A 13,205-nucleotide genomic window follows, 5' to 3' on the forward strand; every position below is an offset into this window, starting at 1 on the left:
TTATTGTTTGGTTGACTCACGACGGCTGAACAAAGAATCCAGAGACAATCGAGTCGTTGGAGCAAATACCAGATGAAGAGCTACCAGAATAAAAGCAATATCCAGCTCATAGCCAGCGCCTTGACCATTCCCCATCAACCCGCCGGACAATTTTGCTGTAAAAATGGCGCCGATCAAAACAATAACCAAAAGCCCAGATACATAGCGAGTGAGCAATCCAAGAATCAATGCAATCCCACCGACCAACTCAATCACCGCAACGACATAACCTAAAAATCCTGGAACGCCAATGCTGGAAAACCAGCCTGCTACATTACCCAACCCCATTTGGAATTTAGCAATTCCGTGTGCCAAAAACAAAATTCCCAGCGCCATCCGCATAATTGTAGAAATGTTTTTGCTTGCTGAACTCATGTTTATCTCTCCATTCTGTTTGTTTATTACACTCATACAAGTGCATATGAATAATTAATTTATATTACTAATAATTTGGTTAAAAAAATAATACTGTCTGAATCTCTGCCGCACCACATTAGTGTGAATCAAACTCGAATTATTAGTAATAGAAATAATTATTTTGTAGTGTGAATTTATCATAAGAAACTGTAGTCTGTCAACAAATTATTTGGTATGATAAATAATAAATTAGTATACATTATATTCCCTTAAAGGAGGAACGCTCTATGGGTATAGGATGCAACATACGCGCCGCTCGTAAACGTAAAAATTTATCCATCCAGCAAATATGTGAACGAACCGGACTATCGCAAGGGTTTATGAGTCAAGTAGAAAATAATAAAACCTCCCCTTCCATCGCAACATTGGACAGTATCGCAAATGCGCTTAAGGTTCCCCTTGCTTTTCTGCTTCTTAAAGAAGAGGAACGGATGCAAGTGATTCGTAAGGACGAGCGTCGTAAAACGTTATATGGTAAAAACAACCTCCAGGTCGATCATTTGGGGGGGCAAGGAAACGTTAAAATGATGCTGGTGGACATGCCGCCAGGCTCATCTACAGAAGAGGAGCATGCTCATGCGGGGGATGAGATTCATTTTATCTTGGAGGGCACGGTATACGTGGAGCAAGGCGAGGATTCAGCTACTTTGGAAGCAGGAGATTCCTTTAGCTGGAGGGCAGCTATCCCCCATTATGCCAAAAACGTGGGTGAAAACAACGCCCGTATCCTGATTTCCGTATTTCTCGAAGCAGAAAATGACGCCTAATAGGCTTGATCACAGGGTTCTTGTCATAGACCGCAAAGTAGATATTAATATGTAAAATATATAGGCCGAATAAGGCTTTTTAATGTTTATTTTTACCTAAACTAACAGTATAGGTAAAAATATTACATATATAGGGAGATACAGACATGAAGAGGAGTTGGACAGAAGACGAGCTGTTAGAACATTTTATTTTGGTTAACATCGAGCGTAAATTAATCGGTAACAAAACTGGTGCGAGCCGTCTTGGTTTTACGGTGTTATTAAAGTATTTTCAGCATGAGGCTAGATTCCCAACCAAAAGAAGTGACATACCAAGGCCTGTTGTTGAGTATATTGCAAAGCAACTCGAGCTGTCTCCTGATCTATTCGACCAATATCGTTGGGGAGCTGAAGAAAGGAATTACACCTACCATAGAAAGCAAATTCGAGACTTCTTCGGTTTTCAGGAACTTACCCGTAAAGATAATGAACGTTTAGAACAATGGTTAGTAGAACAGGTTCCATTTACACATGATACAGACTATTTAAAAAACCAAGCATATAGTCTTTTTCGCAAGTGGAAAGTTGAACCACCTTCTGCCGGGGATTGAACCGAATAATTGATTCTGCTATTGATACCTTTGAAAAGGGTTTCTACGAAGAAACCTATCAGCAATTATCTTCTAAGACATGCGCTCGATTAGATTCTTTATTAGACTCCCATGATAAGGGGGAATCTGATGAAGAGGAAAGGGACATTTTAGCTTTTCGGCACCTACTTTCTTCCCCTCGTAAACCAAGTGTCAATACAATGGAGATGGAAGTTAAGAAATTATTGGCTATTCGACACCTTCAAATTCCAGATGGTTTATTTCATCATTTGACTCCAAAATTAATAAAGAAATATCGGCTTCGTGCAGCTACTGAGACAGTAACAGAATTGCGTGCACACCCAATGCCTATTCGCTACACCTTACTTGCTATTTTATTTTGGCATCGCCAAGCTGAAATCATCGATTATTTAGCTGATTTGTTAGATGAAATCACGCTTAAGTTTGGAAATAAAGCAAAGAATACAACCCGTAATGAAACAGTGGCAGAGTTAGAAAAAGTACAGGGGAAAAATAAACACATTCTCAACTTATTAAAAGCAACAGTTGATCATCCAGATGGAATCATTCAAGATACTTTATATCCAATCGTAAGCTCTTCCACCATTCGGGATATTATTAAAGACATGACAAGAAACAACCGAGAATACAAAGAAAAAATTTATATAAAGATGCACTCTTCCTATCGAGGGCACTATAGGAGAGCTCTCTGTGATATCCTAAAAAACCTTACGTTTAAGTCTAATAATCTATCCCATCAACCTATCATTGAAGCTCTTCAACTTATTCAAGAATACAGTGAAAGTGGTCAGCGTTTTTTTGCAGTTGGGGACGAAGTTCCTATTGAAGGAGTCATTCAGCCTAAGTGGAAGGATATCATTATTGAGGAAGATAGCAAGGGGATAGAGAGAGTTAACCGAATTAATTATGAGATTGCTGTTTTACAATCCCTTCGCACGCGATTTCGGTGTAAGGAAATCTGGATTGAGGGCGCTGACCGATATCGAAATCCTGATGAAGACCTGCCCCAAGATTTTGAAGAACACAAAGAAGAATATTTCCAAGCGCTAAAAGCGCCACTCGATGTAGAGCCTTTTATTTCGGACATTATACAACTGATGAAAGATAAGCTCTATTTACTGAACCAAGGCTTTGAAGATAAGAGCAACGATAAAGTTGCGATTACCAGCAGAAATAACAAGGGATGGATTCGTGTTACCCCGCTAGAAAAGCAGCCCGAACCTCCACATTTGTCTATGATTAAACAGGAGATCAGAAACCGTTGGTCCAATATCAACCTCTTAGATTTATTAAAAGAAACAGACTTTCATACTGGATTCACCAAGCACTTTAAAACTACAGCGGACCGGTCTATTTTAGATGAGGAAACGATTCAACGTCGGCTACTTCTCAGTCTATTTGGATTGGGAACAAATACAGGTTTAAAAGCTGTCTCTGCTGGAAATAACCAAGATAGCTATCGTGAACTTCAGTATATCCGTAATAAATTTATTCATAAAGATCACTTGCGAAAAGCCAATGCAGAGGTTACCAAGCAAATCATTTACCATCGAATAAAAGAGGTGTGGGGGGAAGCTACTACCGCCTGCGCTTCCGATTCAAAACATTTTGGATCGTGGGATCAAAACCTTCTTACTGAATGGCATCCTCGTTATAAAAGACATGGAGTCATGATATATTGGCATACAGATCGCAAGTCAGCATGTATCTATTCTCAGCTTAAAACTTGTCTTTCCTCCGAAGTTGCAGCCATGATGGAGGGTGTTCTTCGTCATTGTACAGACATGGAAATAGACCGAAATTATGTAGACACGCATGGACAAAGTGTCGTTGCTTTTGCCTTTTGTCATTTGCTTGATTTTAAGCTGATGCCACGCTTCAAAAATATTGGCTCTCAAAAATTATATCGTCCTGAAGCCGGAATGAATGAGGAATATCCTCACTTACAACCTGTATTAAGTAGGCCCATTAACTGGGATCTCATCCGTCAACAGTATGAGCAAATCATTAAGTTTGCGACTGTTTTACGGTTAGGAACTGCATCAGCAGAAGCTATTTTAAAGCGATTTACGAGAGATACGAAGCACCCGACTTACCAAGCTTTATGTGAGTTAGGGAAAGCGATAAAAACCATTTTCTTATGTGATTATCTGCATTTTGAGGAAGTTCGTAGAGAAATCCATGAAGGACTAAATACCGTTGAACATTGGAATTCTGTTAACAATTACATTTTTTATGGAAAGAATAGCGAAATTCGGTTCAATTCTCTAGAAGACCAAGAAGTATCTGCATTATCGCTCCAATTGCTTCAAAACTGCTTAGTTTATATCAATACTTTAATGGTTCAAGAGATTCTCTATAATAACAATCAGTATTGGTTAAAGAGGATGACTCCCGAAGACTTTAGAGGATTAACACCTTTATTTTATAACCATGTGAATCCATATGGGACATTTAAATTAAATATGAATAAGAGAATTCCAATCAATCTAAAAATTTCATAAAAGTGTTGCTTTGAAATAAAGTTTGATCAAAAACACCTCACAAACTCGTATTTTTTACGGTAAATAATAAGAATCCACTTTGAAAAAAAGATTGATCAAAATGGATTCTTATTCTACAGATTTAAGTTTCGGTTTTATAAAAAAGTTTGATCATTTTCTACCTTTGATACTCCACAATCGCGCCCTATAATGGAATAACTAAGATGCTTATATTAGCTGGTATAGTTCTATAAGAACAGTAAAAATTTAAACCTGAAGAGCTTTTTGTAATGATTTTTTCATTGCTTCTACAAAATTCTGACGTGTCTCTTCAGATAATTCTAATAAGGAAAGATAGGGATTTAAATCTTCTAATTCGACTAATAAAAGCTCCCCTTGTTCGCTTCGACAGGCATCAACTCGTTGAATCCCCCAGTCAAGATTATTCCAGTCGATGAAACGTTTAGCAAAAGCTAAATCTTCTTCCGTAGGTACATACTCTTTCAATTCCCATCTTTTATCTTTATCCGGTGCATAAAGAGCATACTGAAATTCTTTGTTGATAAAATAAAATGAGACTTCATATTCAAAATTGATAAATGGTTGTACCAATGTATTTTTCGATTCTGAATTAACTTTTTCACTCAATTCATCTTTCGTAACAAATTCCATCCCGATAGAATCTGCTCCATCTTTCGGCTTTACGATATACGTGTCTACATTAGGGAGTTTATTTAGGGAATCAAGCGTATCAATCGTTGGAATAACAGGAAAATGAGCATTTGTTAGTTCTATTAAATATTCTTTTCCGTTCATATCAGCCTTCCCATCAAACGAATTATATGTGTTTAAATGTTTAGAAACAATTCGGTTGCGGAACGCTTCATATTTGTCTTTAAAATTTGCGACTGGACCTGCATTTCGGAAAACAATTAAATCAGCATGATCTTCAAATGCTTCGATATCTTCAGGATGACAGATGACCAAATTAAAGGCTTCTCTAAGTTTAGAAGTAAGAAATAAATCCTCTTCATAATAGTTTCTTCCTTTTGCTTCATAATATAAATCTGTTACAAATAGTAGCGTCTTCATTACGCCTTCACCTGCTTTTCTTAAATTCTTATTGTAAAAAAACATCCTAAAAAAAAATCCCGTCTCAGTAAGAGACGAGATTGAAACTCGCGGTACCACTCTTGTTTAATAAAATGTTTGAATAACACTTTATTACCCTTTACAAACGTACAATCATACGTTGTCCCTTGTAACGGTGGATACCGATAAAGCTTACTAAACATTCGGCTTTACTTCTCAGAGATGATTTTCGGTTATTATCTGAACACTGGTTTTCAGCAAAACACCAGCTCTCTTTGGAACAGAAACAATAACGTACTCTTTCTCTTCATAGAATTTAAATAAAATTAGATTAATTAGCATTATTATATATTAATTCGAAAATAAAACAAATGGTTATTTAAGGAAGTTAATTGGATTTCTTTATACAATTATTTGCTTCTACACTTTAATTTAAATATCCAATTCCCTTTAAAAGTTTTGCTCCACAATCTGGCCCTTTAACGGAACAACTATGTTGTCACTCAACAGTTCCTTAATTCACCTTTTAATTCAGATGTACTTTTCAATTCACTAAAAAACACCCCTTAGATAATCTTATCCAAAGGGGTAAAGCATCGTAACTTTTTTGCAAACGGTATAACTTTCATTAAAACGGTACATCTTTTTTATAAACGGTACTTTGTTTCAAATCTACACCTGTTTTTTAAATTATAAGATATTCTAAAACCTTTGAATACCGTAAATTTCCTTCTTTTAGTTCAATAAAAAGAAAAAAGAGGATTATCTCACCATCCCCTCTTGTATATCAGGCTTTTTTATTTCTGGACCCTTTATGAAAACTCTTACATTTATAAAGGCTAATAGACCGAAAGTTCCGAATGTTACCACGTTTAAAGTTACCCGTAATTTTTAGCTAACACTAACTAGACAAGCCAATAATCATCTAAATGGTGACATCAATAAAATTAAGCTTTGTACTGTCGTAGGAATAGTAGTTATACGTAATCTTCTTCTTGTCTAGGATTCGCATTACATTGGTTTTGTCCTGCTTTTTTACCCATAATTATCACCGATCTGACTGTTTAAAAGGTTTTAATTCCTGTCTCAAAAACAGTGGACAGTCCTCTATTTTTGAGACAGGCTTATGATTCTATTTGGAAATTACTTTTTACGAATGCAGATGGAATAACTTCGAAATAATGATCCATTCACCGTCTAGTTTAAGTAATTGCTGAAAATCAGTGTATGATTCGCCATATGCATCATTCTCTAAACTTATACGAACAGAAGCAATCGTTCCTTCAACATCTAGAATATCAACCCTTGATTTAAGATTCATTGCAGGACCAGCTTTATCCATAAAGTCCCATAAGTTTTGAATAGGTCCTCCTAGAAAGCCATCAGTTGTATTGTAACCGTACATAGTTGCATCTTTATGAAAAGCTTGCTTTGCTACTTCTTTGTTCCCTGAAATAAGACCTTCTATATACTTATTCACCACTTTAATAATCTCATCGTAATCTTTTATTGCTGTTTTGCTCATTTTTCCTAAATCCCCCTTAAGTTATAAATAGTCCGTTTAACGATAATAAAGTTTTCTAACCCAGGCTCGTTTTATTTAATTAGCACATATAAAAGCTATTCTTATAAATTCCGCAAAGCATCTGATATAGGAGTTTTACCATCGCTCATTGTGATGACTTTTTCGATGGTATTAGGGTCTTGCAAACTCTGAACTAACGTATCCACTACATTTTCTATAGAATTTTCACCAGGATAATCAATATTGACATCTATTTTTCCAGATCCAGGCTCCTCTTTTAAAACACCAGGCTGTAATATTGTATAGTCTAGCTTGGTATTATTAATTAGCCAATGATCAGCAAAATGTTTAGCAATATTATAATTTGTTAAATCTTTTAGAAAAGACTGATTCCACTTGTCTTGATTTAGGGCAAAAACTGAACTAAGCATGATAAATCTTTTTATTTTCTTGTGCTCAGCAGCGCGCATCACTTTAACAGCACCATTTAAGTCAATCTTCAATAAATCTTTTCCTTTAGAACCAGCTACAAAGAAAATAGCTTCTGCATCATACATATTCTCAGCTATTGCTTCAGGGCTCGCTAATAAATCTATATGAACATAGCGAACATTGTTCGAACTGCTTGTGAGGTTATCCCTTCTAGTTCCTGCGTAAACAAAATGTCCGTTCTCAACTAGTTTATCAACAAGATGTGAACCTACTCGACCATTAGCTCCTACTACTAATACCTTCATGAAAAAACCTCCCCAAAAATGAATTTAAATGAGTATTTATCTTATAGTGATAAAAATGATATTAACATGGTCTGACCATATTGATATTATTTTACTCTATTCAATTTAAAACAAACTATAAGTGTAAAAACTTATTATCTAATTCTTATAGACAAAATCAAGTGGGGTAAATTACCTCTCTTTTCTTTCGTAATCAGAAGTCTTTCTTTCAAATTACCTCATTACCATTCCTGTGCTGTAGGTGTGACAATCACATCATTAATCATGACGTTCGCAGGCTTATTAACCACAAATCCAATTGTTTCAGCTACATAGTCTACGTCAATAGCTACCTTATTTAATTCTCCCAGTACAGATTTTACATCTTCATCTGTCACTGTATCCTGCCAATTAGTTGCAATGACACCTGGTGAGACTAAAACAGCTTGAATATTATGTTTGACCGATACCTCTTTACGTAGACTTTCGGTAATTGCTCTTACTGCATACTTCGTAGAACTATACACACCATGACCTTCACCAATCGCATGACCGGCAATAGAACCTACATTAATGATTTGTCCACTTCCTTGTTTCTTCATATGAGGTAGGACCGCAGCTACTCCATACAGCACACCTTTTACGTTAAGGTCAATCATCGTTTCCCATTCGTCTACATGAGCGTTATCCCACATGGAGAACAACATCATCCCTGCACTGTTAATTAACGTATCAACTCTTCCGAATTTATCTACTGTAAAGTCTACGAGAGATTGAACGTCTTCTTTGACGGTAACATCTGTCACCTTGTAAGAAGCCTTCCCCCCTTCTTTATTGATTCGCTCTGCTAGATTTTTTAGTTTCTCTTCATTTCTGGCAGCTAGAACGACAGAAGCTCCATTCTTCGCAAGATGAATCGCTGTTGCTTCTCCAATCCCACTTGAAGATCCTGTAATAATGACTACTTTGTCTTGAATATATGACATCTTTTATACTCCTCCTTTAGGTTTTTATCTTTTGTCATTTCAACTTATCTTCTAAAACCATCTGCGTACTGTGTAGGCACAGTCGTTTCTTTTTTTAATGTAGCTGCAGCTTCTAATGCCCAATGAGGATTTCGTAACATTCCTCGTCCAACAGCTACAAGGTCTGCCTCCTCATTTCCGATAACAGCGTTTGCCAATGCAGGGGCATCCAATCTTCCAACTGCAATGACCGGAACATTGAGAGCTTTTTTAATTTCTCGAGCTAGTGGTACTTGATAAGCAGCATGCGTACCAGGTTTTCCCCAAGCAGCAATAGGACCTTCACCACCTGAAGAGATGTCAAAGATATCTACTCCTGCTTTTTGATATTCTTTTGTAAACTCTATACTTTGGTTAATTCCATATCCACCTTCTACATATTCTTTAGCAGATATACGCATCATTAACGGCATATCTTCTGGTATCTCAGCTTTGGCTGCTTCAATAATTTCTCGGCCAAACTTAGTTAGATCCTTTCCATACTCATCATTTCTTTTATTTGTTAAAGGAGAGTGGAATTGATGAATTAAATATCCATGAGCACCATGGATTTCAATTGTGTCAAATCCTGCTTTTACTGCGCGCTGTACGGCCTTGCGAAACTTTTCTACCATTTCTTTCACTTCATCTGTTGAAAGAGCTCTAGGTGTTTTTGAATTTTCATCAAATGGAATAGCAGAAGGTGCAACTGGCACAGCAGCATCTTCTGCTTTACGTCCAGCGTGAGCGATTTGAATACCAACTTTTGCTCCATAACGGTGGCAAGCTTCTACAATTCTTGCTAAAGCAGGGATTTGCTCGTCTGACCATAATCCTAAGTCAAAGTCTGAAATACGGCCATCAGGCTCAACATCTGTCATTTCAATCATAATAAATCCAGCTCCACCGATCGCTCTATTTACATAGTGCAGGTAATGCCAATCCGTAGCGATCCCATCTTTATTTTCAACCGAATATTGACACATTGGAGACATCACAATACGGTTTTTTAACTCCAATCCTTTTATCTTATAAGGACTAAATAAATGTTCCATGATAAAAAACTCCTTTTTATTTAAATTATATGCATGACACATGCATATAATTTAACGCTAAATTTTCTCCATGTCAAGTCAAAGTACTCCATCTGAAAAATGAGTACTTTGACTGATTAGGAATTTTTATAACTCTTCTATTAACTGTTTCATTAATCCTTCAACATTAACCGTAGAGAGATATGATTTTAGTATTTCTCGGAAAGAAACTAAACTTCTTTGTAGTTTCTTCTCACCTAAGTCAGTTAGGCGAGTATAGGAACCTCTACGGTCATCTGTACAAACATGCTTTTCTAATGCACCACAGCTGTTCGCTTCCATATTACCTACTAGCCTAGAAAGCGCACTCTGACTTAAACCGATCATCTCTTGCAATTGCTGTAATCTGAGCTTTTTGTCTGGTGCTTTGGAAAGGTAGTAGAGTACGTAGAATTCTTTTAAAGATAAGCTGTACTCCGCTTGCAGGACATTCTCCAATTCTTTCTTTATTTTATTTTGTATAGAGTCTATGGTTAACCAATGATCCATAAAATCATGATTAGTATTCATGATATTCCACCTATTCTACATTATATTATTGCGTTCTAATCAGAATATATGCACAAACTGGTACGATATCTAAACCATGTTACATAATAATTCTTTAACATATAATTTTACCAAAGTGAAGTGCAAACAGTCAAATTTCTACTACTGAATGTTAGGTACCTAAATGGGTATCCAAAAGAAAACAACCTATGTGTAAAATATCCAATTTAACCACCAAGTGTTATTCAATTATCTGGCCCTTTTCTTGAATAACTAACGTGTTTGAGAGGTCATTTAATCACCTTCAAGCACATACGACATCTCTTTTTTTACAACTACATTACCAAAAACCATGCCCGCGTTTCCACGATTGATCAGAACCTAGACAGACAACTTAGCATGCTAAAGGAATATGGCTGCGAAAAGATAATTGATGAAAAATTCACTGGTACAGTGAAAGACCGTCAAGGTCTGCAGAATTTAATGAATGTGATTAGGGCAAATGATATTGTTGTAGTAGAGAGTATTTCACGTCTGGGTCGTAAAACGCTCGATATTTTAAGTATCATTCAAGAATTTGAAGATATAGGAGTACAATTTGTCTCCTTAAAAGAGAATATGGACACACGAACATCAACAGGAAAGGCTATGTTTCAAATGATGTGTGTGATTGCTGAATTGGAACGGAATCTCATCGCTGAACGAGTAAAAGAAGGATTGGAAGCAAGTAAGAAGCGTGGGAAAAAGCTTGGAAGACCGAAAGTCGACAAGGATAAAATAGCCTTGGCCCTACGAATGTATGACAGTAAGGAATACTCTGTAAAAGAAATTATAGAAGGCACTGGTATTTCACAAGGTTCTTTATACAGAGCTATTCAGAAGCGGACCCTAGAAACAACATAAGGAGCATACACTTTGCTCCTGTTTTCTCATATCATCTCTCCACTTATCTGCTACTTTGCGGTCTATGACAGCAACCCTGTGACTAGGCCTAATAGATACTTAAGCAAGCATGAAGCAACAAAAGTACAAATTCCATCTAAAAAAGCGCGTACCGGGAAGTATCTTTACTTCAACGATACGCGCTTTTTAAATTTTCCTTACTATTGCTGCTCTTAACTTATTCCATCGCCTGCTGGGGCATCTGTACGCGATTCCCACGGCAGCTTGAAGGTTTTCATAATTTGTTTGGTATTAGCCGGGAGTCCAGTTACGGGATCACCCGTAGTACCCAGCAGTTCTTCTTTATTTAGCGTGGTAATCCGTCCATAATAAGTAGTGCTGCTGTCTCCCCATCCTGTAGTAAACTCGTAGATCAGCGGCTTATTTAGCTTCGGATAAGTTCCCCACTGATTTTTGGCTTTATTCACCATAAAACGCTCCAGCGGATCGTATTCCATTGTAAATGTTTTATCAAAGGGAGCACCCACATACCCTTGATAGGTGACAACTGGAAAACCGTTCTTCACTTCAACCAGATTCAGCACACCCCCACCTACTGTAAAATAGCGCGATGCTTCGCCTTGAGGGAACATATAGACACTGGATAGAAGCTCAGTGTTAGGATTATGTGCTTCTATATAAGGATGGACAGTGCTGCTGTCTAAACGGATTAGCGCTTCGCGTGCTGTCGCCAGATCTCCCTCGTATATTTCTTCTTTTAATTTACCATGAATCTCTGGCTGGTCATCAGTCTCCGTTCACTTAATGAACTTATTCATTCCTAATCTATCTCTTTTTGGCTGCGTCAATGTCTCCAGGATTCAGACCTTCCCATATGTTCGGGATACTAACGGTCTCTGGATGCTCAAATACGAGAAACGCAGTCGGCAAATACCGCTCTCCGTATTCAGAAGAAGGCTTGTTCACAATGGCATTATCCTTGACTAGCACCGTTGAAGAACCTCCATCCAGATTAGCACCGATAACCGCTCCGTGTTTAAGCAAAATATTTTGCATATCATACAAGTTGGCACCAATACTGTACCCAGGCTGACGACCGTCGATGGTCACGAATATAATGGCCCCGTCTGCTCTTTGCCCCATTGCGGTACGGGGAGCAATTCCCCACCCCTCGCTTGCATTGCGAATCAGACCTTTCCCATTCACGATTAGGCGTGGTTGAAAAGTAACCGCTTCTTGCACATTCATTTTGGACAACTCAGACAACGAATAGTGACCGGCTATCATTTTTCCCTGTTTATCAATACCTACGATTTGAACAGAGGCATTTTTGCCCATATCATTGTAGTATATCTCGCCCTGGGAAATGACAACGCCAATCGGTTTAAAACCATTCCCATTCCAGTTGGGATCGGCAAAGCCACCGCCATTTACGCCAGCAACAGCCCCTAAACGCTCGACCATACTAGATACCCTTTCTCCCCGGCCGACCTTGGAAGGAACCCCGAGCCGGATTTTAGTGGGGTCATGCACCGTCATAACATAGCCATGATAGTTACGGCCCGATACCTCTTCCACTTCAACCAGCGGCGTTTGTTGTACTTTGGTCGGTATCAGATCAGGTAGATTGATTGTATGTCTGTCCTTCTCTTCACCCATCGCTTCAAAACGGGCCGAATATTCAGCCACACGTTTTTTTGCCTCTGCTTCACCGATAAAGTACTTCGCCCAGTGACGATGTTGGGTTGTGATCAGCGTATCGGCAGCCAAATAGCGCATGTCCTTGCCAGATGACGTTAGGAACAACCACGCACCACCCCCTATTCCTGCTAACAGGAATACAATAAAAAGTCGCAGTATAAAGCGACCGAATTTTCCTTTTCGTTTCTTTTTTCTATTTTTCTGCCTGCGAGCTGCTGCACGCTGTGGCAAGACTTCCGGTTTCATTTATCATCTCTCCTGTTATTGGTGACTTCTATCTTATTCATCACTATTGCCCATCAAATGATCCGTAATGATAGGCAGCGACATCTAACGACAATATCATAAACTAATTTTGTAGAAT

At 37.8% G+C, this 13,205-nt stretch carries 13 protein-coding genes and 1 other annotated feature; of the genes, 4 read left to right on the plus strand and 9 right to left on the minus strand.

What is annotated here, in order from left to right; genetic code table 11:
• Positions 1-414, minus strand: coding sequence for a DoxX family protein (locus NLX82_RS00535; protein WP_028541642.1), 414 nt, complete (start codon positions 412-414; stop codon positions 1-3).
• A gap of 269 nt (positions 415-683) precedes the next feature.
• Here NLX82_RS00535 and NLX82_RS00540 point away from each other — a divergent pair, with 269 nt between their 5' ends.
• The 3 genes from NLX82_RS00540 to NLX82_RS00545 all read left to right on the plus strand — a co-directional run bounded on the left by NLX82_RS00540 (position 684) and on the right by NLX82_RS00545 (position 4,338).
• Positions 684-1,223: a helix-turn-helix domain-containing protein gene (locus NLX82_RS00540; protein ID WP_023988862.1), complete on the plus strand. Its 540-nt coding sequence runs from the start codon at positions 684-686 to the stop codon at positions 1,221-1,223.
• Between the two features lie 146 nt (positions 1,224-1,369).
• Positions 1,370-1,813 carry a DUF4158 domain-containing protein gene (locus NLX82_RS27875; RefSeq protein WP_483312052.1) on the plus strand — a complete coding sequence of 148 codons (444 nt, stop codon included), beginning with the start codon at positions 1,370-1,372 and terminating at the stop codon, positions 1,811-1,813.
• Positions 1,810-4,338, plus strand: a complete 2,529-nt coding sequence (locus NLX82_RS00545; protein ID WP_483312053.1) for a Tn3 family transposase — start codon at positions 1,810-1,812, stop codon at positions 4,336-4,338. Before NLX82_RS27875 ends, NLX82_RS00545 begins: the two co-directional genes overlap by 4 nt.
• A 246-nt stretch (positions 4,339-4,584) precedes the next feature.
• Here NLX82_RS00545 and NLX82_RS00550 read toward each other — a convergent pair whose 3' ends face one another.
• From NLX82_RS00550 to NLX82_RS00575, 6 genes are all read right to left on the minus strand, one after another.
• Positions 4,585-5,409, minus strand: a complete 825-nt coding sequence (locus NLX82_RS00550) for an ATP-grasp domain-containing protein (protein ID WP_023988864.1) — start codon at positions 5,407-5,409, stop codon at positions 4,585-4,587.
• A 67-nt stretch (positions 5,410-5,476) separates the two neighbouring features.
• Positions 5,477-5,729, minus strand: a binding site (T-box leader).
• An 830-nt stretch (positions 5,730-6,559) separates the two neighbouring features.
• Positions 6,560-6,934 (minus strand): nuclear transport factor 2 family protein, encoded by a 375-nt coding sequence (locus NLX82_RS00555; RefSeq protein WP_254347404.1) that lies wholly within the window; start codon positions 6,932-6,934, stop codon positions 6,560-6,562.
• A 101-nt stretch (positions 6,935-7,035) separates the two neighbouring features.
• Complete coding sequence (locus NLX82_RS00560) at positions 7,036-7,671, minus strand: NAD(P)H-binding protein (RefSeq protein ID WP_071558682.1); 636 nt, start codon at positions 7,669-7,671, stop codon at positions 7,036-7,038.
• Between the two features lie 221 nt (positions 7,672-7,892).
• Positions 7,893-8,636, minus strand: a complete 744-nt coding sequence (locus NLX82_RS00565) for an SDR family oxidoreductase (protein ID WP_023988867.1) — start codon at positions 8,634-8,636, stop codon at positions 7,893-7,895.
• A gap of 44 nt (positions 8,637-8,680) precedes the next feature.
• Entirely contained in the window at positions 8,681-9,709 is a 1,029-nt protein-coding gene (locus tag NLX82_RS00570; RefSeq protein ID WP_023988868.1) for an NADH:flavin oxidoreductase/NADH oxidase, read from the minus strand.
• 126 nt (positions 9,710-9,835) lie between these two features.
• The gene (locus tag NLX82_RS00575) at positions 9,836-10,258 is read right to left on the minus strand and encodes a MarR family winged helix-turn-helix transcriptional regulator (protein ID WP_023988869.1); all 423 of its coding nucleotides are present in this window, start codon (positions 10,256-10,258) and stop codon (positions 9,836-9,838) included.
• A gap of 318 nt (positions 10,259-10,576) precedes the next feature.
• Here NLX82_RS00575 and NLX82_RS00580 point away from each other — a divergent pair, with 318 nt between their 5' ends.
• A complete protein-coding gene (locus tag NLX82_RS00580) occupies positions 10,577-11,140 on the plus strand; it encodes a recombinase family protein (RefSeq protein ID WP_034095184.1) in 564 nt (187 codons plus the stop codon).
• Between the two features lie 212 nt (positions 11,141-11,352).
• Here the strand turns inward: NLX82_RS00580 and NLX82_RS00585 are convergent, their stop codons facing one another.
• Together NLX82_RS00585 and NLX82_RS00590 are read right to left on the minus strand one after the other, a co-directional pair.
• On the minus strand, positions 11,353-11,724 hold the full coding sequence (locus tag NLX82_RS00585) for a hypothetical protein (RefSeq protein WP_023988871.1): 372 nt from the start codon (positions 11,722-11,724) through the stop codon (positions 11,353-11,355).
• A gap of 241 nt (positions 11,725-11,965) precedes the next feature.
• Positions 11,966-13,087, minus strand: coding sequence for a phosphodiester glycosidase family protein (locus NLX82_RS00590; RefSeq protein ID WP_023988872.1), 1,122 nt, complete (start codon positions 13,085-13,087; stop codon positions 11,966-11,968).
• Positions 13,088-13,205 lie beyond the last annotated feature (118 nt).

The sequence above is a fragment of the Paenibacillus sp. A3M_27_13 genome, assembly GCF_024213315.1.
Taxonomy (GTDB): domain Bacteria; phylum Bacillota; class Bacilli; order Paenibacillales; family Paenibacillaceae; genus Paenibacillus; species Paenibacillus polymyxa_B.